This is a genomic window from Allostigmatella hybrida (genome assembly GCF_020103775.1).
Classification (GTDB): domain Bacteria; phylum Myxococcota; class Myxococcia; order Myxococcales; family Myxococcaceae; genus Hyalangium; species Hyalangium aurantiaca.
Genome location: NZ_JAHXBH010000020.1, coordinates 36,796 through 61,248, shown reverse-complemented (window position 1 = coordinate 61,248; position 24,453 = coordinate 36,796). Strand labels below are relative to the sequence as shown.

Below are 24,453 nucleotides of genomic sequence, written 5' to 3'. Positions count from 1 at the left end.
CCTCGTTCTAAGGACTGTCCGAAGTGCTGGAACGCCGGGGAGCGGGAGCAGGGAAGTAACAAGCGTCTTTCCAGGCGTAGGAGCCTTCTTCACAGGGAGGCGAGGCTTTGATCTCGATCCAGCAGCCTCCCCGGACAAGGGTCTGAGAGCGGGGACAGGGGGGCCGGCGCTGTCCTGGCAATGGGGCCTGCGGGATATCGAGGCTCAGGCTGTGTACTTCGGGCTCCAGCTTCTCTCCAGACACGGGAAGATCTGCCACCGCCGCGTCCGCCACGCCGCCGGTTCCTCCATCACTCAGGGCAGAGGGAGGGGCCCGAAATCCCTCCAGGTTCAAGTTCCCGGAGATCAGCACCAGGAGCCCAACAGCCAGGGGAAGGACGAGATAGGGCCATCCCTTCCTGCGACGAACAGCTTGAGCTGCACGCGTGGCCGTCAACGCCTCCATGGCCGCTGCCAGCTCGGCGGCACTGCCTCGGTCCTGGGGACGGTCAGAGAGCATGCGGAGGATGAGGTCCTCCAGTTCGGGCCGCAGGAAGTCGTCTCTACCAGAGGGAATCCGCACCTCCTGCTGACCGCGTTCCTTCTCTTCAGCGGGAATGGGAGGCAGCGGATAGGTGCCCGTGCAGAGGTGATAGGCCGTGACCCCCAGGGCATACACATCATCGGCGGGCGTGGCCTCGTAATGGGAGGTGGCCGAATGGCGGTGGGTCCATTGGAAGCGCAGGGCCTGAGGGCTGCGGTAGGGCCGGGTGCCCGGGGCGAGAATCCCATCGGTGAGGGGTGCGGCTCCCGCCCAAGTGCCGCACCCGAAGTCCATGAGGAAGGCCTCGCCCTCCGGAGTCACCAGGATGTTCTCGCCCTTCACATCGCGATGAAGGCCACGGCGCGCATGAAGGGCTTCCAGGGCGCGCGCCACCTGGGAAAGCACCTGCAGGATCTGAAAGGGCGTGCGCGGCTGCTGCTCGGCCCAGGCATACAGGCGAAGGCCTTCCACCCACTGCATCACCAGATAGGGGTGTTCGTTCCGGGCGCGGCCTCTTTTCCAGGAGCCGCTGCCTAGAAGGCTGGGCACGTGAGGGTGCTGGAGCCGGGAGAGCAGTCCTGCCTCCCGAACGAAGCGCTCATCGCCCGGATACCGCGCCAGCTTGAGGGCCACCGGTGGGCCTTCCGTCTTCCCCACCCGGTGCGCGCGGTAGACCGCCCCATACGTCCCATAGCCCGCGCAGTCTTCCAACTGCCATGAACCGATGACGGTGCCGGACGGGAGCGCTTCAGGGAACAGCTCGTCCTTGACGCTTGGCAGAGGAGAAGTGCCTAGCTCAGATGCGAATTTGCCGGGTTGGTGAGGCCGATTCGCCGAATGTCGCTGATAAAGCAGTCCCGCTCATTCGGAATCTCGACATCAATGACCTCTGCTTCGGCGGCACTCAGGAACTGCCTGACCTCTGGGAGGGCCGTTTTAGGAGGAGAGAACACGTAGGCCACAAAGCGCGGTTTGCCCTGGGCATGCATTCGCTCCAGGAGCCTGCCCCATGCGAGGAAGGTCTTGCTGATCCGCTCAACCTGCCTGTGCACATCCTGTCGCTGCCCAAGAACAGGTTCCATCAGCATGATCTCGCCGGTACCAATGACGGCGTGGGAGATTGTGCCGGCGTACTCATCCTGAAGGCCGAGCGTCTCGCCTTTGAAGTGCCGGTGCACGTACCGTTCGACCTTCCAGCTTTGGAAAAACCCGTAGCCTACGTCCTCTCGCCGAGGACCCTTCGGGATGACTTCCCGTGTGTCGCCAGGAGCGGCCGGCCGCTGCGGAAGAACAAATTTCGCTACCCACGACTCTGGGTCTTCCACCTGGGCTGGGACATCACGCTGGACGTCCAAGGTCACGTGCGGCCCCATGCTCATGGGCAGGCGGTCGAACTCTTTGACCGCATCCAACCCTTGAACCAAGCCCTGCATATTGTGCCACGTCGCCAAGCCGCCAACACAACTGGGACCTAATGTATGGGGCGCGCGCACAACCCGGATGCCCTGAGGGCCCTGAACCAGCGCAGCCACAGGTACACGCATGCCCGAGAACGGGTCGGGTACGAAGTGGACAATGCGGAAACGGGCAGTCATGGGCGGGAACCGATCTTGGAAAGGTACTCCGCTACGAGGTCCGGCGCACGCGCTAACCGGCGGAGGAGGGAGGAGAGAAGTAACTCCTCGTTTTTCCGGGGCTCCCGAGCCAGTTCGCATGCCTCGCTGACCATGGAGGTGACGACGTAGGCGCTGAGCTCCTGTGCCTGGACAGCGGCCAAGAGAGCGCCTTCTTGGAGAAGAACGGCAGGAAGCTTGTCCACCAGCTTCGCGATACTCGGCGTTGCAAACTCTGCCTTGGCGAAGTCGGCGGGCACTCCCGCCAAGGCGTTGCCCATGTCGATGCCCCAGGCTCGGCGTTCGAACGCGCTCCTATCTGTCGCCTGCAAGACCAGGTTGCCGGCATGCCGGTCGTCATTGAAGAGGAGTGCGTCCAGTGCCATCAGCCGCCCCACCTCGGGATAGTTGATGATGAAGTTGACGTGCTGACTCTCCCAATGCTGGATGTTCGGAACGACTTCGCTGAGCCACACGAGGTCATCCGGCGGGCCCGTGACAGCCCCATCTGGGATGGGAGCGTGGAGGGCACGGCCAAGCATGAGGCCAAGCGCCTCTGCGAGGAGGCCATTCGCCCCCATGAGCGGCTTGCGTACCCAACGGCGGGGACCATCGGTGGCATACACCGCGTCGCACGAGTTGGGGACAGGGACTGGACCCAGGTCGACAACACTCGGGATCCGCTCGATGCGGCCGCCGAACAGTGTGGGGCCTGCCCCACCTGCATGTTCCTTCACCATCCACCCTCCCGGTGTTCAGCTTTGACCGAGGGTGAATCGTCCTGCAAGTCTTCAATCTCCGCGCCAGTCCAGCTGCCGCGCCGTCAGTTCCGGGAGCGTTTGCTCTGGGCGGTGGGGCCATGGGACGTCACCTTCACGGGCACTCCCAGAATGGTTTCGAGCCAAGATACGAATCGCTCGCCCCGGGCTTCGGCGTGCTCTCCGAGATCGAGCATTTCCGGCCACGGTTCGCATTGGAGCAGTCCGTGCGTGAGACGCTCTTGGTAGCGAAGGTCCCCGTGAGGGCCCAGGCGCAGTGCTGTGACCCTCGTGGAGTCACTCGCCTCCCGGACGAAGCTCTCTGCGTCGCAGCCTGAGGGGGCGCGGTAGGCCGTACACACGGGCCAGCGTTCGGACAGCCTGTCCAGGTGGGTCACCGCCAGCGCATCCACGCCTCCGCACGCGGCCAGTGCGTAGTGCGCCAGCACCGCATCGAAGCTGCCCACCCGGAAGGAGCCCTGCCATCCCTCAGCGCTGTTGTGCGGCTCGGGCAGGGCTGACGCCAGGGCGGCGTTCTCGGTGGGCAGCGGGCCTTCTCCGTGCCGCGTCATATAGGAGCGCAGCACACCGAGCCGGTGCACATCCCCATCGAAGCCGTGCTCGTTCAGCAGCATGAGCACGTTGTCGAAGGTGCAGGTGCTCCACGTCGTGTGCGGATGGAAGCCCCAGTTCTCGTCGAGGAGCACGCCTTGCGCCCCCTCGAACACGGTGGTGCCCTCCCGAAGGCGAGTGCCCAGCCAAGCGTCCTCCACTACGCGCTCCTCCGGTTGGAGCGCCGTCACCGCTTCAACCCAGCGCGAGGAGACATCGAGATCATCCATCAGCCGCAGTTCCTGCTCGGCCTGGCGATGGACACTCGCCGCGCGCCTCGCCTCGGACAGCTCCGCCCGCAGCCGTTCCTGGGCACGCCGGGCCTTGCGCACGAGCCGCTCCGGGTGGCGCAAGTCTCCCGCGTGAATCGCCTCCTCCGGGTGGGCCAGGGCATCCCGCACCGTCTCCCCCACGCCCACCCCGCACGTGCCGTGCCGCCCAGCCCCCCGCGCCAGCTCGCGAATCCTCCCCGCCGCCTGGTGAAACGGGGTGATGACCCGCGCCCCCTCGCTCACCGTCGTGCGGCCGAGCACATCCGTGACGCCCTGCCGCGCCAGGTACCGCGCCTCCACGAGCATCGCGAGGGGATGGAACACCGTGGGGCGCGCCAGGTGCGTCCACACGCCGGGCTCGAAGCTCCCGGCACCGAACTGCGAGAAGGTGTGGTGCCGCCCATCCTCGGTGACGACGTTGTGGCCCGCCTGCGCGCCCCCATTGAAGCGGACCACCAGGCGCGCCCCGTGCCGCCGCACCAGCCACTCGGTGAGGGTCCCCTTCCCGGAGTCCCCAAAGCCGAGGTCCACCACGATATGGGCCTCCCGGCGCGCGGACATGGGCCCTCCTCAGCGGCGGTGGTAGCCCGAGGAACCATTCCCCGTGGGCAGGTCCGCGCCCCCGTCGAAGCGGGGCCGGGGCGTGCCATCCCGCTCCAGCACCGCCGCGAACGGGGTGAGCGAGCGCACCACCGCGCCCAGCCGGTTCCGGGGCATCTTCTCCTGCTCCAGCCGGCGCGCGAGCGCGTCCAGGTCCGGGAAGACGCCCTCGCACAGCCCCACCAGCCCCGCGGCCACGGCCACGGTGTCCACCGGGTTCTCCATGCTGATGACCCGGTCGCCGAGCAGCTCCCGCCACTCGGTCGCGCAATTGCGCAGCCGGTCCAGGTCCGGCACCAGGAAGAACGGCTCGAAGGTGCGCTGCAGCTCGTCCACTACCTGGGCGATGGGCAGGTCCTTCTCCAGCGGCGCGCCGATGAGCTCGCCCACCTGCTTCCGGGACACGTACGGGTAGGGCCGCTCGTCCCCGGTCATGAAGAAGTAGCCCCGGTGCTTGCGCTTGGCCCAGCAGTCCATCTGCATGTGGCGGGCGGCGAAGTACATGCCCAGCTCGTAGGACTCGATGCCGAACTCCCCGCCGCCGCCCTCCAGGTACGTCCACGTGAGCCACTGGTCCATCTGGCGCTCGGCGGACTCGAACTGGCCCACCTGCAAGGGGGCCCGGTCATGCACCGCATCCCCCACGGCCATGAAGAGCACCTGCGGGTCCTGCACCCCGGAGTCCAGCAGCGTCTTCATGAAGGTGGGCAGGTACTGGCGCGCCAGCAGCTCGGGGATTTCGCCCATGGAGCCGGTGACATCCAGCGCGAACACGATGCCCAGCGAGCGCGGGTGCGCGGCGCTGTCCCGGCTCTCGCGCACCTTCACCCCGCGCGGGTCCATCAGCGGGTGGCAGTGGACCTGGGTGAACACCTCCTGCACGGGCTGGTCCGACCGGGCCCGGGTCATCGCCTCGTGCGCTTCGTAGCTATAGCTTCCGTGTCCCATCGCGTCTCTCCTTGGCGCCGGGGCTCAGCGCCACCCGGGCAGGGTGAAGGGGGTGTACCGCGGGGGCCCGAAGGCCTCCCTCGCGGCGGCATCGAGCTGTTCTTTCAACGTCCACGCATCGTCCAGGGCCTTGCGGTGGCCTGGGTTCACCTGCTGCTTCAGCAGGTCCGCCAGCGGCGGGGGCACGGCCGTGGGCACGTTCCCGGTCTCCGGGTCTCCGCCGAGCACGGCCACGAGCGAGCGCGCGCTCATGGCCAGGTCCGTGGCGGGGGTGGGGGGCGCGCCGTCCCAGACCTCCGGGGGGTAGAAGGCCCGGTGGCGCTGGCTCCATGCGGGCAGGGGCTGGCGTGAGGCGAAGCGCACCGCGCACCCCCAGCCCACCAGCACCACCCCATGGTCCCTCGGGTGGACGAGCAGGTGCGGGGGGAGCACGGCCCCGTGCACGTACCCGCTGGCATGGACGAACGTGAGCAGCTCCAGCACGCGCTTCCACATCCACACGGCCGCGCGGGGGTCCACGCCCGAGGGGTACGCCTCGAGCACCTCGGAGAAGGTGTGCTGGAAGCCGCTCCGCCAGCGGTACACGGCCGCCGCGCGCGGGGTGCCCTCGGGGTCCTTCACCGGCCCCTGGGCCACGGGCTGGGGCAGGAGCCTGTGGAAGTGCTCGGCGCCCTGGGCCTTGCTGTCCATCAGCTCGCGGAGGAGCTCGAATTCTCGCGCGATGAGAGGCGCATCCTCCAGGGCCCGCACCACCTTGAGCACCCCCAGCTCGCTGAGCCGGGAGTCCCGGCGGACGAGGAATACGTCGCTGCTGTCCCCCCGGCCCAGCCGCCCGAGCACGGCGTAGCGGACGCCCGCCACGGTGGCGCGGGGCAGGTGCGGGGCGTAGGGCGTCTCGGGCGGGGGCGGCGGCGCGAGGGGCCAGCCCCCGGTGGCGGCCACGGCCGTGGCGCCGCAGTACGCGCACGTGAGCGAGCCCCAGAGATAGGCGGGGGGCGGGAAGTTCGCGCCACAGCCCGGACACTTCAGCAGCTCATAGTTCATGCGGGTGCGCGCGAGCATAGCCCGGCGCCGTGGACGGCGGGACGCATCCGTGTGCGTCCCGTGGGGGCAGGCAGCCGCACCCTGCGTCCGTGGACCCACGGGCGAAGGGGGCGCGTGGAGCGGCGCGGCCTGTCCCGCGCGTGGGCCCTCTTCCTGCAATGCCTCCGGGACAGGGAGGGCACTCATGAAATTCCAAGAGAAGCTGAAGGACGTGGTGAAGCAGGGAGGCGCCGCGGTGACGGCGTCGATGGTGGCGCTGGTGGCCGCGGCGGTGGCCAGCCTGCGCTGGCTGGTGATGACGCGGCAGGGCCGGTGGCTCACGGCGGGGCTGGTGACGGCCGGGGGGCTGGTGGCCGTGGGGAGCACGCTGGTGGCGCACCCGCCGGTGCAGATGATTGAGCCCGCCCAGGTGGGCATCCGGGTGAACCTGCTCACGGGTGGCGCCTCGGAGGTGCGCGAGGGATGGGTCGTCAGGCTTCCCCACGTGCACCGCCTCTACCTCTATAGCTTGAAGGACCAGGTGTACCGGACCGAGCGGAGCCTGAGCGCCGACGGCCCCGCGCCCTTCCAGGCGGCGGAGGGGTTGTCCATCGGCATCGAGGTCACGTTGCGCTATTCGCTGGACCCGGCGCGCATCCCCGAGCTGGCCCAGCGGCTGCCGGGAGACGTGGGCCGTGAAATCGTCGAGCCCGTGGTGGATGGCGTGCTGCGCCGGCACTTCGCCCAGCACACGGTCCGCGAAATCTTCGCCACGCACCGGGCGCAGATTCAGAAGGACCTCACCGCGGAGATTGCCCCCCTGCTGAAGGAGGACGGCGTGGTGCTGCGCTCCATCACCCTGGGCAACGTGGACCTGCCGCAGCAGTACCGGACCGGGGTGGAGGCGCTGCTGGCGGAGGAGCTGCGCGCGGAGAAGATGCGCTACACGCTGGAGCTCAAGTCCAAGCAGGTGAAGGAGTCCGAGCTGGACGCGGAGGCGGAGAAGGTGCGCCGCGAGAAGAGCGCGGAGGCGGCGGGCAACGAGGAGATCATCGCCGCCAAGGCCAAGGCGGAGGCGATGCGCCACGTGCTGCCCTTCAAGGAGAAGGAGATCGAGCAGCGGCGGCTGGAGGCGGAGGCCTCCAAGGTGAGCCGGCTCACCCAGGCGAGCGCCGAGGCGGACGCGCGCCGCATCGAGGCCGCGGGCGAGGCGGATGCCCGCCGCAAGCTCGCCGAGTCGGATGCCTACCGCGTGGAGGTGACGGGCAAGGCGGCCTCCGAGCAGCTCGCCCGGGACGCGGAGCTCATCAGCCGCAACCCCCTGCTCATCCAGAAGACGCTCGCGGACAAGCTGTCCGACAAGATCCAGGTCATCATTGCGCCGCCCCAGGCGGGAGGCTTCATCGCCGGCGGGCTGCTCGGGCAGCCGCAGGAGGCGCGGTACGCGAAGCAGGCCCCCCCGGCCCCCGCGTACTCCCAGGTCCCCGAGGCCTCCCCCGAGACGTCCGGCTACGAGGAGGAATAGGCCATGCTCGCCACGCTGCTCACCATTGCCATCGTCGTTCAGGATCCGGTCTCCCTGCGCGCGGCCCCCCAGGAGACGGCCACCCGCCAGGCCACGCTCTGGCAGGGGGAGTGGCTGGAAGTCCGCGGGGAGCGCCAGGGCTACCTCCAGGTGTACGACCATCGCCGCGAGCGCCCCGGCTACGTGCGCGCGCACCAGGTCCGCGTCTACCCGCTGGACGCGCAGAGCGTGCCGGCGCTCCGGGCGGTGCTGGAGTTCCACAGGGACACGCCGGGCGCGGAGGCGCTGGGCATCGGCTACGCGGCGGCGCTCTTGCGCGCGGCGCCCGCGAACGAGGTGGGGCCCGAGCTGTTCGACGCGCTGGGAACGCTGGCGGAGCGGCTGGCCCGGAGGGCCTCGGTGCGCAAGAGCACCGATGAGACACTGGCGGCACACCTGGAGGTGGCGGGGGCGTACGGGGTGAAGCTGGTGAGCCTGGAGGCGGAGGGGCGCACGCGCATCTGCTACGACGGGGAGGCATTCCGCCGGGTGCTGGCGCTGGGGGGGAGCCCGGAGGCGAGGCTCCGGGCGGCGCTCGCGCTGACGCGGCCAGAGTGCGTGGACCCGGCGCTGGGGCCGGTGCAGCGGCAGGCCATCGACGTGTGGCGGGGCGAGGTGCTGGAGCAGGTGGACACCGCGGAGCTGCCCGCGTGGCAGGCGAACCGGCTGCACTTGCGGCGGGCGGAGGTGTTCGCGGCGCTGGCCTACCACCGGGCGCGGCGCGGGGAGGCGGAGGCGAGCGCCCAGGCCAGTGAGCGCGCGGTGGAGTCGCTGGCGCGCGTGCTGAAGTCGGAGCTGGCGGAGGAGGACCGCTCGGCCTACGCGGTGGCGGCGGTGCGGGTGGGCGCCTCGCGGTGGGCCTCGGAGCGGGTGCCGGAGCGCACGGGCGCGGGGCCGGTGCTGGAACTGAGCCCAAGGGGGCTGGGCGAGACGTGCCTGCGCCTGGGCGAGGGGGAGACGCCGCTCGCCGAGCGCTGCACCTACGGCGTGGTGTGGCCGGGCTCCCTCCGGAGGGCCTCGGATGGGTCAGCCCTCACGGTGGCGGTGCAGATGCTGGAGGGGTGGACGGAGCTGTGGGTGTTCCACCAAGAGGGGGCGGAGTGGCGGCTGGACACGCTGTCGCCGGCGGCCACGGAGCCGGGGTTGGGCTACGTGGAGCTGGCGGGCTTCACCCCGGACGGGACGCGGCTGCTGGTGGCGCGCGAGGCGCAGGTGGAGGGCAAGGTGCAGTCCTTCTTCCAGGTGCTCAAGCGCGACACGCTGATGCCGGTGGCCAGCGCCGGGCGGCCCCAGGACTCGGGCACCTTCCAGCGCTGGAGCACCGCGGAGTGGCGGGCCGGGACGGTGGCCCTGCGGTGAGGGGGCTCTCGAAAGGCAGAGACATCCGGCCTATCCTCTCAGACGGACGAGGAAGTCCTGTTCCTGCCTGGGGCCATGCATGAGCCAGAGCCGTTGGACCACGCCGGACGCCATCATCATCCATGTGCGGGCGCTCACAGCCGAAGAGAGCCAGCGCGCCCAGAACAAACGGGAGCGCCGCTCGTTCCTCTCCCTCTCCAGCGCCCTCAGGGACCATCAACTGCAGGAGATGGCCGTCTCGATAGGGGTCTCCCGGTCGATGCTGGCCGACAAGCTCACGGTCCAGGAGCAGGTCCAATCCGCCTTCGCTCAGGAGCGGCTCATCGGCCTGAGCCGGGTGTCTGTCACCGGCGACATGGCCACGCGCTTCTACGGTCCGTTCCAGGTGGCGCTCTCGGGCCCTGTCGGCAAAGACGAGTTCGTGATCCTGGCCTGCATGCAGGTCTTCTCCCTGACGCGGCAGGAGGCCAAGGAGCTCATCGCCCAGCGGCATGCTGCCATCAGCGGTGTCTTCACGCTCACGGACGCCGAGATTCGCGCGCGGGTCAAAAAGGTGCGCATCAGCGCGGAACTGTACGAGGGCGTGCTGGCCGCCAGGGCTGGCAAGGACGTGGCGTCCTTCAAGAAGGCGGCCGCCGAGAGGGCCGCGCGGCTCGAGGGGCGCCTCAAGACGGACAAGGAGGCAATCCGCAAGCAGGTGGACACCGAGTTCAAGCGGCGCACCGGCCGCGCGTACGCGGGGACCCAGGCGGCGGCAGAGGATCAGCTGCTCCGAGGGCTCTTCCAGGACGAAGTCCTGCGCCAGCAGGAGACCCGCGCCGCGCTCAAGAAGGACTTCGGTCCCGGATTTATTGACCACAAAGAGGGCGCCAACATAAGGACGAGCCCGGCCGAGCAGCCCGGCTCTCAGTGTCTGACAACCCGGCCCCTGCCGCCCGGCACCCGCGTCTTCCTCACCGGTCCCCATCCCCAGAGTCCTGAGTGGCTCCACGTGACGGCCGTCACCCAAGGCACCCTGCTCCAGGGGTATGTGCAGGGATTCCGTATCACCACCGCGCTCCCCGAGCCCGCCGCTACGCTCTACTTCGTCCAACCCGGCGATAGACTGGAGCCCCTCGCCGCTCGCATCTATCACCAGGCCATCGAGCCAGGCCGGGACCTGCGCTTCTACGAGAACGTCATCCACTACGTGAACCAGGAGGCGGGCCGGACGGGCGTGCAGCGCGTCCACGGGGACGTGCGGCTGGTCGCCGGGAGCCGGATCTGGCTCGTCAGCGTGGGCTTCGCCAACACGCTCCAAGGCCTCGTCGCATCGGGCTCCATCACCGGAGGGATGGTGGCCAAGGCCCAGGAGGTGGGACGGCACCTCCAGGACCTCATCGCCTCCGTGGAAATGTCACCCCGGTTCTTCTCCGAGATCGCCGGCGTGTACGAGGATGCGATCAAGGAGAATTGGGAGAAGATCGTCGGAATTGTGGCGCTGTTCATCCTGGCGGAGGCGGCCTCCACCCTCCTGGCGGCCTCGCCCACGGGCGTTGGCCAACTGGCGGCCGCCGTCATCCAGCTCGGGCTGGCCGCCTTCGGCGTCCAGGGCATGCTTGAGGCCGCGGCGGTGGCCCTCACGCACGCCAAGGCCTGGATCGTCCAGGCCTGGGAAGCCAACGGGGACGCGCAGAAGCTCGAAGCGGCCAGCAAGTCCTTCCTCCACATGGTGGTGAACATCGCCATGGCCGCGCTCTCGCTGCTCGGCGCCAAGACGAACACGGGACGCGCGCTGAAGATTACCCAGGGCCTGAAGTTCAGCCCGCCCCGCCTGGACATGGTGCAGCTCGTGGAGGGCGGAACGGTGCCCGTGTTCGACTCGGGCATCATCGTCGCTGCCGCCGTGAAGTTGCCGCTCAATCCGCTGTCCGCCCCCGCCTCGGGCGTGGCGAACAACGCCGCGAGGATGAAGTCCAAGCCGGTGCTGGAGATTCCCCCCGAGGGCGAGGCGCTGGAGAAGCTGGCGCAGCACCTGCCCCACTGGGAGAAGCTCAAGGACTTCATCGGGCGCAAGATTCCCAAGCCGGGCTCGCCCGAGTTCGCCGCGCTCAAGAAGGAGCTGGAGGCGGTGGGCTATCAGCTGGAGGTGATGAAGGAGGGCAGCCAACCGTTCCGCCTGCGCCGCCTCGGCGGCAAGGACGACCTGGCCGCGGTCACCGTCTCAAAGGACGGCATCATCATGCTCCAGTCGGGCAAGACGGTCCGCATCAGCGTGCACAGCCGCTACCGGAAGAACTACCTGGACCTCATCGAGCAGACCCACGGTAAGGCAGCGCGGGACGCCGCGGCGGCCCGCCTCGCCAAAGGCAACCAGCTCCACCACCTCATTCCAGACGAGATCGCCCAGAGCCACCCGCTGGTGAAGCAGGCCCTCGAGCGGCTCGAGAAATACACGATCGATCGCGGGACGAACATGCTCGACATGCCCTCCGCCCCGAACCAGGAAGGGCTGCTCATGCACCTGGGCAGCCATAACAAATACAGCCGGTATGTGGTCGAGATGCTCGATGACGCGATGGAAGGTGCAGTGGCCGAGAGCGGGAAGAGGGCGCTTCGCGAGGTCCCCCCCGAGGTGATTGACCGGGCGATCCTCGAAGTCGAGAAGCGGTTGCGCGACGCCATCGAGACCAACCGTCTGCCGTCCGAGGTGACCAAGGAGCTCATCGAGGATGGCATCTTGGTGGGCAAGAAGCTGGCGATGCTCGAGGTCCGGCCCGCCGGGGAGTTCTCCTACGCATGATCTACGCGCTGTCGGCCGACACCTCGCACATCCAAGAGGAGGAGTCGCCGGAGATCCTCTACGACGCGGTCCTCATCGAGTTCGAGGGCTTCGAGGATGCGCGCTTCTTCCTGCCGGACGTGGACTACCACGAGCGGGAAGGCGTTCCCGAGGTCATCGAGTTCGTCGGGAAGCTGGAGAACGTGGCCTCGATCGATCACATCGGCACCTCCCCGATGGGGTTCCTGCTCATCTCCAAGCGGATGGTGCGGGTGCTTGAGTCCGTGAGACCCTTTCCGTGCCGGTTGATCCCCACCGTTATCTACTCGGAGAGGATCAAACACCTCGTCCAGGACCCGGACACGGGACGGCGCACTTGGTACCAGGTTCAGGACCCCGCCTTGCGGAATGACGGCTTTGTCATCCTGCAGGTGCTGAACCAGGTGGACTGCCTCGACCGCGAAGCCACCCTCGTCAAGGGTGTGCCCTTCAGTCAGAGCGGCAAGAAGCGTCTGGGCCGGGGCGTCGCCGAGCACCTCGAACTGCGCGAGCCCGAAGGCGGCTTCCCTCCGGTGTTCTTCGTCCCGGAGCTGCTCTACTACTGTTTCTCGGAGGAGGCGAAGCGGGCGTGTGACACCGCCGGCTTGAAGGGACTCTGGTGGCGCCCCCAGCGCTGAGGTGTCAGGGACGCCCCCATTCTAGCACGCCCAGGTGGGAGGGCTGGCCCGGCGCAGAAGCCCGGCCCGTTCGGAAATCCCTTCCAGCTCGCGGACGAAAAACAGGTCCTCGCCCAGCCCGGAGACGCGCACCCGGATGAGCGGATCCGCGGGGTACTGAAGCCACGGGTCATCGAACACCAGGGCCACGACGATGCCCGTGTGGCCGAGGAACCGCTCATCCACGGAGCCCTCGGGCGAGGTGGGGACAATCCGCACGCGCTCGCCGATGCGCACGGGGGCGCCCTCCACGTCCACGGTGAGGATGAGCGAAGGGTCTCGGATCATGGCGCGAAGGAGCGGGGTTTGAGGAACCTGGAGAGCGCGAGCGACACACCCGCGACGAGGGCCCAGGCGGACAGGTGGTAGCCAGCGACATGGCGCCAGTCCTGCGTACAGGCCAGCTCGCCCACGAGCGCGCCGGCAGTGCCCACGGCGAGGCCCGCGTTCAGGGCCCGCAGGGGATGGAAGGCGGCGCTGCGCAGGGTGAGCAGCGCCACGGCCATGGGCAGCAGGGCCACGCCGGCGTGGCTGGCGGTGCACACCCAGCCCGAGAGGGTAGGGGCCGCATGGGGCGTGGCGCGGCCGAGCACGAGCACCGCGGCGCTGACGGCGGACAGGGCGATGCCCACGCGCCGCGCCTGGCGCCCGTGCGGGGACAGGGCGCCCCAGGCGCAGACGCCCGCGGTGAGCCACAGCAGCGCGAACAGGGGCCCGCGCCCGAGCAGCATGGGGAGCGACGTCTGCCCCGCCACGAGCAAGATGCCGACCGTCACGAGGACCAGGGCCATGGGGACGGCGAAGACCCAGGCGGCCTGGGTGCGCCACCGCCGGACGGGCCGCTTCAGGGCCAGCTCCTCGCGCGCGCCGGCCAGGGCCCGCTGCAGGGCGGCGGCGTTGGCGGGCGGGGCCTGCGCGAGCAGGGTGTCGAGCGTGCCGGGCCTCATGGCTCCTCCAGCCCGCCCAGCAACTGCCGGAGCTTCTCGTAGCCCCGGTGGGCCCGGAGCCGGGCGGCGCCCACGCTGATCTCCCGGAGCGAGGCGATCTCCTCGAAGGACCAGCCCTCGACCTTGGCGAGGATGACGGCCTCGCGCTGGTCGGGGGGAAGCTGCTGGAGCGCATCCTCGATGTGCTTGCGCGCGCCCGGGTCGCCCACGGCGGGGGGCACGGAGGCGGGGGCGGCCTGGCTGTCGCGCGCATAGGCCTCCACGTGCTGGCGGTGGCGCAGTGCGTCCCGGGCGGCATTGGCGGCGATGGTCAGCAGCCAGGGGGCGAAGCGGGTGCCGGGCTCATAGCGGCCCCGGGCCCGGATGACGGACAGGAAGGTGGTCTGCAGCAGGTCCTCCGCCAGGGGGCCGTCGCGCACCATGCGCGTGAGAAACCCCTGCACCCGCCCGGCATGCCGGGCAAAGAGGGTCTCGAACGCGTCCTGTTCTCCCTGGCAGAAACGTCCCATGAGCTCTTCGTCCGTCGGGCTCCCCATCCTCTGGCTCACGGACGATTCCCCTCGAAAAACGTTTCCAGGTCCTCCTGGCTCCCCGCGTCAACGGGGGTAACCCACCGGAAGGACTGAGAAAAGTCCAGCAGACGGCATCCGGGACGTTGGGGACTGAGCACGGCTCCCCGCGCGGCGGAAAAGGCCCGTAGCCGCGGGGCAGCCGGCCCACGGCGCCGTGCTACCTACGCGCGGAGTGACCGGTCCTGTCCCCCATCGGCGCGAAGCCTCGGGTCCGAAGAGGCCCCTGCTCCTCATGCTGTCCGCCATGGGGGTGGTGTTCGGAGACCTGGGCACGAGCCCCCTGTACGCGCTCCAGGAGAGCTTCCACGGCCCGGAGGCCGTCCCCGCGACGCCGCAGAACATCCTGGGCGTGCTGTCGCTGTTCATCTGGTCGCTCTTGCTCGTGGTGTGCCTGAAGTACCTCACGCTCCTGATGCGCCTGGACAACCACGGCGAGGGGGGCATCCTCGCGCTGGTGGCGATGCTCAAGCCGGGCCGGCAGGGGCGGGGCAACGGCTGGGTGGTGGGGCTGGGGCTGTTCGGCGCGGCGCTGCTGTACGGCGATGGGGTGATTACGCCGGCCATCTCGGTGCTCGCGGCGGTGGAGGGGCTGAAGGTGGCCACGCCCATCTTCGAGCCCTACGTGGTGCCGCTCACGGTGCTCATCCTCGTGGCGCTCTTCGCGGTGCAGCCCCTCGGCACGGGGAAGGTGGGGGGCGTGTTCGGCCCCATCGTGGCGCTGTGGTTCGTGAGCATCGGCGTCCTGGGGGCCTGGGGAATCGCGCGGGCGCCGGAGGTGCTCGCCGCGTTCAATCCCTGGCATGCGGTGCGCTTCTTCCAGGCGTCGGGCTGGCAGGGCTTCCGGGTGCTGGGGGCCGTCATCCTCTGCCTCACGGGCGCGGAGGCGCTCTACGCGGACATGGGCAGCTTTGGCCGGCGCCCCATCCGGCTCGCGTGGTTCACCCTGGCCCTGCCGGCGCTCGTGCTGAGCTACCTGTCCCAGGGGGCGTGGCTGCTGCACCACCCGGAGACGGCCGATGCGCCCTTCTTCCGCTCGCTGCCCTCCGGGGCGCTCTACCCCATGGTGGCGCTGGCCACGCTGGCCACGGTGGTGGCCTCCCAGGCGCTCATCTCGGCGGTGTTCGCCCTCACGCGGCAGGCCATCCAGCTGGGCTACTGCCCACCGCTGCGCATCGTCCACACCTCGCCCGGGCACCGGGGGCAAATCTACCTGCCCGGGGTGAACGGGGGATTGATGCTGGCCTGTGTGGCGGTGGTGCTGGGGTTCCGCTCGTCCGCGGCGCTGGCGTCGGCTTACGGGCTGGCGGTGGCGGGCACCATGGCCATCACCACGGTGCTCTTCGCGGCGGTGGCGCGCGAGCGCTGGCACTGGACCACCTGGGCGCTGGCGCTCGTGACGGGGGCGTTTCTCGCGGTGGACCTATCCTTCCTGGGCGCCAACCTGCTCAAGGTGGCCGAAGGGGGCTGGCTCCCGCTGGTGATGGGCCTGGGGGTCTTCCTGGGGATGGAGGTCTGGCAGCGGGGGCAGCGGCTGCTGCTCGCGCACCACAACGCGAAGGGCCTGACGCTGGACACACTCCTGCACGGGGCCGTCCGCGGCGGCCTGCCCCGGGTGAAGGGCACCGGGGTGTTCCTGAGTGGCATCCGCCAAGGGCCACCTTTGGTGCTGGTGCACCACCTGCAGCACAACCGGCTGCTGCACGAGCACGTGGTGCTGCTGACGGTGCACATCGAGCCGGTGCCCACGGTGAGCCCGCCCGAGCGCGTGGAGCTGGAGCCGCTCGGCGAGGGCGTCTCCCGCGTCCTGGCGCGCTATGGCTACATGGAGCGGCCGGACGTGCCGGAGGCGCTGCGGCTGGCCCAGGCGAAGGGGCTGGCCGTGCCCACCGAGGCGGTGACGTACTACGTGGGCTGGGTGAATGTGCGTGCGCAGCGGGGCGGAGGGATGCCCCGGGGGCTCAAGCGGCTCTACGGGGTGATGCAGCGCAATGCGTACCACACGCCGGACTATTTCCGTCTGCCTTCCGGGCAGGTGATGGAGCTGGGCGCCCGCGTGGAACTCTGACGCCCAGGCGCCCGGCCGTGTTGAGGCCTGGACGGTGCGCCCCGCGGCAGGGATTTTAGGTTGACCCGAAAATCCCCGGTTTCGTCTCCTGGAGAGGGCAACCCCCTCACAAGGATGAAGACCCGTCATGACCAAGCATGTTCCTGCCTCCCTGGCCCTGGTGTCGTTGCTGTCCGCGGGCGCGTCGTGGGCCCACGGCTCCATGGAGGTGCCGGTGAGCCGCGTGTACAACTGCTACAAGGAGGGGCCCGAGAGCCCGGACACGGCGGCCTGCAAGGCGGCGATCGCGGCGGGCGGCACGCAGGGGTTGTACGACTGGAACGGGGTGCGGCAGGGCAATGCCAATGACCAGCACCGCGCGCTGATTCCCGACGGAAAGCTGTGCAGCGCGAACAACGAGGTGCACAAGGGAATCGATCTGGCGCGCAGCGACTGGCCGGCGCGGCGCATCGTCCCGGGCTCGGACGGGAAGTTCGAGTTCGTCTACCACGTGACGGCGCCCCACGCGACGAAGTACTTCCGGTTCTACGTGACGCGCGCGGGCTACAACCCGTCGCAGCCGCTCAAGTGGTCGGACCTGGAGTCCACGCCGTTCTGCGAGGTGAACAGCCTCACGCCGGTGAACAGCCGCTACCGGGTGCGCTGCCCGCTGCCGGCGGGCAAGCAGGGCCGCCACGTCATCTACAACATCTGGCAGCGCTCGGACAGCCCGGAGGCCTTCTACGCGTGCATCGACGTGGACCTGGGCGCCACGGCGCTGAGCCACGTGGACACGGGCTGGAAGGAGCTGGACAGCGTGCAGGCGCGCGAGGAGCTGCCGGCGGGGACCCGGGTGACGTTCCGGGTGTTCGACCGGGACGGGCGGGACGCGGAGCTGCATGACCTGCGGCTGACGGAGACCAGCGCGGCGGCGAATTGGCTGCTGCGGCTGGCCGAGCAGGTGAACAACAGCTCGCGCTACGTGCGCGTGGGCACGCCCGATGAGAAGGGGAAGATCCTCCCCATCGAGTCGGCCCAGGGCAACAGCGTGTACGTGCAGGAGGACGGCTACCGCTTCCAGATCGACATCGAGAAGCCCTCCACCACGCCCGAGAAGTCCTGCAACCACTGACCCTTCTAGTACAGTTCTCAATCAAGCCAGGAAAGGCGCATGCGCACGCGCTATAAGGCCAAGAGGACTGAGTTGTTGCCCATTAAAAGGCTGACACGCAAGTTTCCCAAAGAGCAGTAGCAAACGGTGTCTTAGCGCGAGGGCTGCAAAGACGAGCAGTCCTCGCGCTTCACTGCGTGTCTTGTTGGAGACAACAGCTTGAGAGCCAGAAGTATGGCGGCTGACAAGGTGCTGCGCCAGCCGCTCTATGCGACCGACTGGAGCCTGGACTTTGTCCCGTACCCTTTGCCGGTACCAGGGTGTGCTTCGTGCGCGCCGATAAGCTGGTGAAACGCCTTGGGGACAGGAGTTTCCTTTTCCGGTGGGGGCATGGGACGGCGATCCGCAGGAAGGAGTTTGAGCCCACCGCGCAAAGAGGTTAGTCCGAGAAGCTGTGTACGGATGGCTCGGCCGAGAACCTCGGCCAAGAGTGAGGGCACCGCATTGCCAAGCTGACGTTGCGCTGAGGTGCGGCCCCCTTGCACGTGCACGTTGTCCGGAAACGTCTGCAGCCGGGCGAGTTCTTTGATGCTCAAGCGGCGATTTTCCCAATGAAATGGCCCGACTGCGGGACCAGGTTGGGCCTGGATGGTCCAAGAAGGCCGGTTCTTGGCCAGCTTCAGAAGGAATGTCCAGTAGCGGCGCCGCCATCCAAAGAGCGGTAAGCCGCCGCCCCGGTCAGTGTGGAAAAGATAGTTCTGGCCTTCGGGGATCGAGGGCAGGAGTGCACCCCATTTGCCCCTGACGGTCAGGTCCTCGCTTGGGTCTGGCTTGATGTCGCCAATTGCATCCCAAGCGGTGCGGTACGGAGGCAGTCCTGCATCCAACAAATCAGGTTGTTTCGAGGGCTCAACGTGGGTAGGGGCTGGGAATTCGAATGGGAGCCCCTCGCGCGAAGCCACCAGCACAAACCGTTCACGCATCTGCGGCACACCGTAGGCGGCTGCATTGAGTACTTGGTAGTAGGGCCGGTAGTTGCTTCCTGTTGCGGCATTGATGCGCTGTATCTTGTCGAGCAAGAGGAGGAGCCCCTCATCCTTGCCCGAGAATGCCAGTCCAGTAACGTTCTCAAGGACAAAGACGCGGGGGAGCGCCTTCTCTACCGCCTGCATGTAGGCGGCCAGGGTGTCTGCCCGTGGGTCATCCAAGCGCCGTGCGTCACCGCGTGCCCAGTAGCCGGACTTCGAAAACGGCTGACAGGGAGGTCCGCCGATGAGGAGGTCTGCCTCTCCACGAATAAGCCGTCCGGCTTCAAGGAGTTCCTCAGTGGGGACCTCAAAGATGCTGCGTTCGATGACGGCAGTCCGGCGTGGGCTTGCCCGCAGGGTCTCGCAGCAGTCGTGATCAATCTCCAGGGAGACGGCCGTTTCGAAGCCAGCTGCTTCGAACCCGTAGTCCATCCCTCCAGCGCCCGTGAAGAGGCTGATGACCTTCGGCTTACCCATGAGGAGATCCAGTAGCACGCTTCGGTGACAGCGCCACTATTGAGGACCGGAGAAGGGGGCTCATGCGGCGGCGGCGCGAAGGACCGCCTCTACCTCCGCTTGCCAGCGGGCGTCCACTCGAACGTTGCTCGCGAGCTTGCCCAAGCACTTGGCGTGTGGCTCAAGCCGTCCTGGGAGAATGTAGCGGTACTCCCATTGTTCCGTGACAGCATGGAGGCATGCCGCCACCACGTCAAAATCCTTGGGGCTGTAGTAGCGGGAGCAGGGGTTCCCCTTGGCTGCGCGGGTTCGCTGGAAGTCGAGACGTGGCAAGTGGGTGGCCGTGGTCTGCCGGAGAACGTTCTTGCACTCAATGGAGAGAAAACGGCTGCCTTCGAAGCGCAAGCGCACGTCGGGATGTCCCTCAGTATCGTCGCGCGCACATTCGGTGACTCCAGGGACCTGCTGGAGTTTACGCACAAGATGCGCCTCGGCGACCCATCCACGCACGGCCATTTTCAAGCGACGGGCATTTTCAATGAGGTCGAGTACGTGGGTTTCATCCATCTCGAACTCGTGCGCGAGCTTATGAAGGCGGCTGGGAGAAGGCCCTCGCTTGAGAGATTCTCCGGCGGAGGGGGCGGTAACTAGCCGTTGAGGATCGGGAATGCGCTCCGCCAAGAGCTGGCGGTGTCCTTGGTCCTCTCGGAGGGCTTCCCGTTCGAACTGGATGTAGCGCAAGAAGTGCTTGGCAGTTCCCCCAACGAGGATCTCCACTGGCTTGTCATCCCCAGCACGATGGTCTCGTTCCCAGGAATGCCATCCCTGACGCTCGATCGCCTCGACGTGGTGGTCCTTGAACTCGATGCTGATGAAGAAGCGGGTGGGATTGTGAAGTTCAGGATCTGCCCCAACGAAAATACCACGCTTCGGATCAATGCCGCAGAAGAGAGTGGTGTAGAGCAGGTAAGGATCCTGCCAAAGCGCATGGAGCCTCTTGTCGTCGGGGCCGTATTTCACTTGGAACCGGTGCTCATCGTCCGGCCTGTTCTTGGTGGGTTTCGAGTTGGCGAAGAAGGCGTACGCCAGGACTCCCATGCGCTCTCCAGAGGGAGTCTCGAAGGTGATCCGGAACGGGGCCTTGTCCGCAGGAGAATGCTGAAGAACCCGGCAGCCTGAATTCTGGAGTGCCGAGAGCATGAACTGGAGCAACGGCTCTTTGGCGCGTCGGCTGACGGAGTAGACACGGTAATCCATGGACAGGAGATTACGGTGCAGACTCGGGGCAGGCGAGAAACGCATGGAGCATTTCCCGCCTGCTGCGGCTGGGCCACTCAAGGCACGATGCTGACCGCTTCCACCGCATCCACCTTGTAGGGCAGCGTCAGCACGCCGCGCAGGCGCACGTAGCGGTACGGCGTGCCGTTGCCCGTATAGGTGACGGTCGTCATGCGCGTGCCGAAGCCCAGGTCCAGCATCCGCAGTGCGCCGCTGCTGATCACCGTGTTGTCGGCCCGCAGGAAGTCCACCTGCGTGATGACCCCGAGCGCCAGGCCCTGGTAGTACACCTTCAGGTCCCCCGTGCCCTCCTCGCCCACGCCCATGTCGAGCACCAGCGCGCTGCCCAGCGCGCCCACCACCGTGGCCGGCTTCCCATCCGGCGCACCCACGGCGTTGTTGGGGTTGAGCACGATGGAGGACGTGTTGGGCGACACGGCATCCGCGTACGGGTCTCTCGGCAGCAGTCCCCTGCACGTCAGCGAGTAGAGGGCCGGGCTGCCCGGCGCGTTGTGGTGGACCTCCAGCGTCGCCTTCCGCGGCGTGAGCCCATTGGGCGTGCACTTCACCGTCAGCGGCTGGGGCGCGCCCCCATCCGCGAGGGTCAGGGTGTTGGGCGCCACGCTGAACTCCGCGGCCTGCGGGCCCGTCAGCGTGAAGCCCGTCACCTCCAGCGTGGCGTTGCCCGTCTCCCGGACGGTGATGACCGTGCTGGAGGAGGCGCCCACGGGGGCACTGCCCGCGTTCACCTCCGCGCCCGGGGCCGGATCCGAGTCATACCCAGGCCGCACCGCCGGGGCGAAGATGTGCACCGCGCCCGCGTCCGTGTCCGTGGAGTCCTCGCCCGGCGAGCCCACCACGAGCAGCTCCTCCCCGAGCGCCACCGAGTGGCCCGTGCGGTCATTCTCCGCCGAGGCGCGGACCGACACCCGCTGCCGCTCGTTCCAGAGGTTCCCGCTCCGGGCGAACACATGCACCGAGCCCCCGTTGAGCGCGTCCGCATCGTCTCCCGGCGAGGTGGCCACGGCCTGCTCGCCGCTGAGCGCCACCGAGTACCCAAACAGGTTGCCCTGGCTGTTCTCCGCCGCGGTGAACTTCTGCTGCTGGACCCATCCCGCCCCGCCGCGCGCGTAGACATAGGCGGAGCCCGGGCCGTGGGCCTTGTCGCTCCCGAACGGCGCCCCCAGCACGGCCGTGCCCCCGCTCAGCGCGACGGAGAAGCCCACGAGGTTGTCCTCCACGGCATCCGGCGGGGAAAGCTTCTGTTGCTGGCTCCACACCGCCCCGCTGCGCGCGAAGACGTACGCCGCGCCCGAGCCGCCGCCGTTCCCGCTGTCATAGGGCGCGCCAATGAGCACCGCCGTGCCGTTCAGGCTCAGCGAGAAGCCAAAGCGCACCTCCGCCGCCGCATCCGGGGCGGTGAGCTTCTGCTGCTGCGTCCAGCTTGCCCCGCTGCGCGTGAACACATACGCGGCCCCCGAGCGGCTGCCCGCGGTGCCGTCATGCGGCGCCCCGATGGCGGCACTCTCGCCGTAGACCGTCACCGCATGGCCAAAGACATCCCCCGCCGCCGTCCCCGGGCTGGTGAGCTTCTGCTGCTGGGTCCACACCGTGCCGCTGCGCACGAACACATAGGCCGAGCCCGAGTCCGTGCCGGAGTCATCGTCCAGCGGGGCGCCCACCACGGCCGTGTTGCCGTGAACCGCGACCGCGTAGCCGAAGAGGTCTCCCGGGGCCCCATCCTCGGCGGTGAGCTTCTGTTGCAGGCTCCAGGTCTTCCCGGTCCGGACGAACACGTACGCGGAGCCCGAGGCGCTGCCCCGGTCCGAGTGGTCGCTGTAGGGCGCGCCGACGACAATCGTGTCCCCGCTGTAGGACACCGAGAAGCCGAACAAGTCATAGGCCACCGTGTCGCCGGCCACGAGCCGCTGCTGCGGCACCAGCTCCGGACTGCCCTGCGCCATGGCGTCTTCGGCCAGCGCGGCCAAGGTCACGAGCGTGCCAAGCACCGAGTGCGCGATGAATCCTCGCTTCTGTCGCATGAGCTGTCCCCCCCGGGAAATGAATCGGCCGTCCCCCCGGCAGCGGGTGCCGTGGGGCGGTCGACCGCTCTATTCGTACAGAGACGCCCGGAATGAGACAAGGCGGTACTTCAAGAATTGCTGGAAAACTCTGAGAAAGTGAACGATGGCGTTCAGGAGGACGGAAGCGCCCTGCCCAGCAATGCACGCTTGGGAGGCAGGCAGGCGTCAGTCCTTCCTACGGGCCCGTGTAGATGCCGATGGTGCCGGGCGCGGTGTCGGAGCCCTGGAAGGCGAAGAGCACCCGCCGGGGGCTGGACGCGCGGTCCACCTGGACGTCCTGGATGGGCACCCAGAGGAGGTGGTTGGGAATCACGCCGGCGCCGTAGTTCACCACGGTGCTGCCGCGCACCCGGCTCACGCCACCGCCCCAGCGCATGCCCACCCAGACGCTGTCATCGAGCGAGTCCGCCGCGACGGCGCCCACGTACCCCTTCTTGTCGGCGAGCTCCGTGGAGAGCGTGCGCAGGCGCTGGCCGCTCGAGTCGAGCAGGGCGAGCCCCCGGGTGAAGCTGCCCACCCACACGCTCTGGTTGGCCATCACCGCCATGCCGGACACGTGGTCATCCACGCGCTGCTCGCGGGTGGGGGGCGTGGGCTCGCTCACGGCATCTGGCCAGATGTCGTAGCGGTTCCAGGCGTAGCCGCTGTCCTCCGTCTGGCTCTGGGCGAGCCAGTAGTTGTTGCCGTTGGTGCCATAGCGGAAGCGGGTGGAGCGGTTGGCGCCGCCGAACCAGACATCCCCGTTGGAGGCCACCGACACGCCCCAGTACGCATCCGTGAGCAGCACCCACCGCGTCGCATCCGCGTTCCACGCGTTGATGGCCGGGTGCACGTGCTCCTTCACCCCGGCGCAGGCGTAGTCCCAGGTGCCGGGGGCGCAGCTATAGCCCTCGAAGTTCGCGCTGCCCCAGGCGAAGCCGTGGTTGCCGCCGAACCAGACGCTCTGCGTCTTCGGGTCATAGGCGATGCGCCAGATGTTGCAGACCTTCTCGCGCCCGCGCGGCTCGGCGGCGACCTTGTTGGGGCCGGTGGACAAGTCGTAGTGCATCACCTGGATGCCCGTGGCCGTGAGCGTCACCCGGTCCGCGTCCCCGCTCTTGTAGATGCTCGCGTCCGGGGTGCGGCCCGCGTAGTAGGCCTGGTCCCACTCGTCCTCGCAGTTGGGCATGCCCGCCGCGGGCTTCTTGCCCTCGTAGCCCACGAAGGCGACGCCCGCGGGGCCTCCCGCCACGGAGATGACCTTCAGGTACTTCACGCCCGGGGGCGCGCTGCCATCGGGCATGTACCCGTAGGGGCGCAGGCCGTCGGCCATCGTGAAGCGGCGGAACTGGGTCTGCCCCTTCCGGAGCACGAAGAGCCCCTCCTCGCCGCCGGCCACCCAGAGGTTGCCCCCTGCGTCCGCGCTCACGCCGTAGACGTACCGGGGCACGCCCTGCGCCGCGCTGTAGAACGTCCAATCCCCCGTGGGCGGCGGCGGCGGCGGGGTGCCGCTGTCCACCGTCACCACGAGCTGCGGCCGGAGGTCCGTCTTCGACGTCTCGCGCGAGTAGAAGACGGTGCCGTCCGTGCCCGTGGACGTCACCACGAGGTTGAGCTCGCCATCGGCCTGCACGGCGGCCGTCACATCCCACTCGGCCCAGGTGTTCGCCGTCACCGCGCCCACGCTGGCCAGCCGCGTCTGCGGCACGGGCTTGTTGGAGTAGGTGAGGGTGCCCTCCTGCCAGCCGCTCCCCGTGGTGTAGACGGCGGGCCCGGTGGTGGACGCATCCGTCATGTACAGCCGCAGCTTCGCGCTGCGCGCGGGGCCCTTCAGCCCGCTCACGTTGAAGCGCAGATAGGAGGAGTAGTCCGGCGAGGCATCCGCCTTGAGCGTGCTGGAGGTGCCGAAGTTCTGCGCCGGGTTGGAGGACTCCACCCGGGCATCGGCGATGGACCCGAAGGTCTGTGTTTCCAGCAGCTCCTGTGACTGTGTTTCCCCCGCCGGCCCTTCCTCCGGTCCGGCAATCCCACTGCACCCCACCGTCAGTCCCACCGCAGTGGCACAGACGGCCCACTTCGCCCCGCGCTTCCCTTTGCTCACGTTCGGCCCCCACCATCACGCGTGCCGTCACCCGCCGGGGTGCGCACGTGCGATGCCTCACTTGCATTCACAGTGCCGGGGCGTGGGAGCCGGGAGATCCGTGC

At 68.5% G+C, this 24,453-nt stretch carries 19 protein-coding genes; 6 read left to right on the top strand and 13 right to left on the bottom strand.

Annotated elements, in window-relative coordinates; translation table 11 throughout:
• Positions 1–7: 7 nt before the first annotated feature.
• From KY661_RS25600 to KY661_RS25575, 6 genes are all read right to left on the bottom strand, one after another.
• Positions 8–1,234: a serine/threonine-protein kinase gene (locus KY661_RS25600; protein ID WP_225412717.1), complete on the bottom strand. Its 1,227-nt coding sequence runs from the start codon at positions 1,232–1,234 to the stop codon at positions 8–10.
• An 80-nt stretch (positions 1,235–1,314) separates the two neighbouring features.
• A complete protein-coding gene (locus KY661_RS25595; RefSeq protein WP_225412716.1) occupies positions 1,315–2,118 on the bottom strand; it encodes a hypothetical protein in 804 nt (267 codons plus the stop codon).
• A complete protein-coding gene (locus KY661_RS25590) occupies positions 2,115–2,876 on the bottom strand; it encodes a hypothetical protein (protein WP_225412715.1) in 762 nt (253 codons plus the stop codon). The genes KY661_RS25595 and KY661_RS25590 overlap by 4 nt, the downstream gene beginning before the upstream one ends.
• 83 nt (positions 2,877–2,959) lie before the next feature.
• Positions 2,960–4,339 carry an adenylosuccinate synthetase gene (locus KY661_RS25585; RefSeq protein ID WP_225412714.1) on the bottom strand — a complete coding sequence of 460 codons (1,380 nt, stop codon included), beginning with the start codon at positions 4,337–4,339 and terminating at the stop codon, positions 2,960–2,962.
• 9 nt (positions 4,340–4,348) lie between these two features.
• The gene (locus KY661_RS25580; RefSeq protein WP_225412713.1) at positions 4,349–5,326 is read right to left on the bottom strand and encodes a vWA domain-containing protein; all 978 of its coding nucleotides are present in this window, start codon (positions 5,324–5,326) and stop codon (positions 4,349–4,351) included.
• Positions 5,327–5,350: 24 nt separating this feature from the next.
• Positions 5,351–6,388, bottom strand: coding sequence for a serine/threonine-protein kinase (locus KY661_RS25575; protein WP_225412712.1), 1,038 nt, complete (start codon positions 6,386–6,388; stop codon positions 5,351–5,353).
• Positions 6,389–6,554: 166 nt separating this feature from the next.
• On the opposite strand from KY661_RS25575, the gene KY661_RS25565 reads away from it, so the two are divergent.
• From KY661_RS25565 to KY661_RS25550, 4 genes are all read left to right on the top strand, one after another.
• Positions 6,555–7,874, top strand: coding sequence for an SPFH domain-containing protein (locus KY661_RS25565; RefSeq protein ID WP_263437354.1), 1,320 nt, complete (start codon positions 6,555–6,557; stop codon positions 7,872–7,874).
• A 3-nt stretch (positions 7,875–7,877) separates the two neighbouring features.
• On the top strand, positions 7,878–9,272 hold the full coding sequence (locus KY661_RS25560) for a hypothetical protein (RefSeq protein WP_225412711.1): 1,395 nt from the start codon (positions 7,878–7,880) through the stop codon (positions 9,270–9,272).
• A 79-nt stretch (positions 9,273–9,351) separates the two neighbouring features.
• Complete coding sequence (locus KY661_RS25555; protein WP_225412710.1) at positions 9,352–12,054, top strand: AHH domain-containing protein; 2,703 nt, start codon at positions 9,352–9,354, stop codon at positions 12,052–12,054.
• Positions 12,051–12,710, top strand: coding sequence for a hypothetical protein (locus KY661_RS25550; RefSeq protein ID WP_225412709.1), 660 nt, complete (start codon positions 12,051–12,053; stop codon positions 12,708–12,710). Before KY661_RS25555 ends, KY661_RS25550 begins: the two co-directional genes overlap by 4 nt.
• A gap of 21 nt (positions 12,711–12,731) precedes the next feature.
• On the opposite strand, the gene KY661_RS25545 is transcribed toward KY661_RS25550, so the two are convergent.
• From KY661_RS25545 to KY661_RS25535, 3 genes are read right to left on the bottom strand one after another with little or no spacing between them, the layout of a single operon-like run.
• A complete protein-coding gene (locus KY661_RS25545; protein WP_225412708.1) occupies positions 12,732–13,037 on the bottom strand; it encodes a Carotenogenesis protein CarS in 306 nt (101 codons plus the stop codon).
• Complete coding sequence (locus KY661_RS25540) at positions 13,034–13,696, bottom strand: DUF1109 domain-containing protein (protein ID WP_225412707.1); 663 nt, start codon at positions 13,694–13,696, stop codon at positions 13,034–13,036. The genes KY661_RS25545 and KY661_RS25540 overlap by 4 nt, the downstream gene beginning before the upstream one ends.
• Positions 13,693–14,232 (bottom strand): RNA polymerase sigma factor, encoded by a 540-nt coding sequence (locus KY661_RS25535; protein WP_075009168.1) that lies wholly within the window; start codon positions 14,230–14,232, stop codon positions 13,693–13,695. Before KY661_RS25535 ends, KY661_RS25540 begins: the two co-directional genes overlap by 4 nt.
• 268 nt (positions 14,233–14,500) lie before the next feature.
• Between KY661_RS25535 and KY661_RS25530 the strand changes: the two genes are divergently transcribed.
• Together KY661_RS25530 and KY661_RS25525 are read left to right on the top strand one after the other, a co-directional pair.
• Entirely contained in the window at positions 14,501–16,333 is a 1,833-nt protein-coding gene (locus tag KY661_RS25530) for a potassium transporter Kup (RefSeq protein ID WP_225412706.1), read from the top strand.
• A gap of 127 nt (positions 16,334–16,460) precedes the next feature.
• Entirely contained in the window at positions 16,461–17,444 is a 984-nt protein-coding gene (locus KY661_RS25525; RefSeq protein WP_225412705.1) for a lytic polysaccharide monooxygenase, read from the top strand.
• Between the two features lie 245 nt (positions 17,445–17,689).
• Here the strand turns inward: KY661_RS25525 and KY661_RS25520 are convergent, their stop codons facing one another.
• From KY661_RS25520 to KY661_RS25505, 4 genes are all read right to left on the bottom strand, one after another.
• On the bottom strand, positions 17,690–18,928 hold the full coding sequence (locus tag KY661_RS25520; protein WP_225412704.1) for a DNA cytosine methyltransferase: 1,239 nt from the start codon (positions 18,926–18,928) through the stop codon (positions 17,690–17,692).
• Positions 18,929–18,988: 60 nt separating this feature from the next.
• Positions 18,989–20,209, bottom strand: a complete 1,221-nt coding sequence (locus KY661_RS25515) for a hypothetical protein (protein WP_225412703.1) — start codon at positions 20,207–20,209, stop codon at positions 18,989–18,991.
• Positions 20,210–20,241: 32 nt separating this feature from the next.
• A complete protein-coding gene (locus KY661_RS25510) occupies positions 20,242–22,227 on the bottom strand; it encodes a hypothetical protein (protein WP_225412702.1) in 1,986 nt (661 codons plus the stop codon).
• Positions 22,228–22,444: 217 nt separating this feature from the next.
• Positions 22,445–24,349: a CBM96 family carbohydrate-binding protein gene (locus tag KY661_RS25505; protein ID WP_225412701.1), complete on the bottom strand. Its 1,905-nt coding sequence runs from the start codon at positions 24,347–24,349 to the stop codon at positions 22,445–22,447.
• Positions 24,350–24,453: the final 104 nt, after the last annotated feature.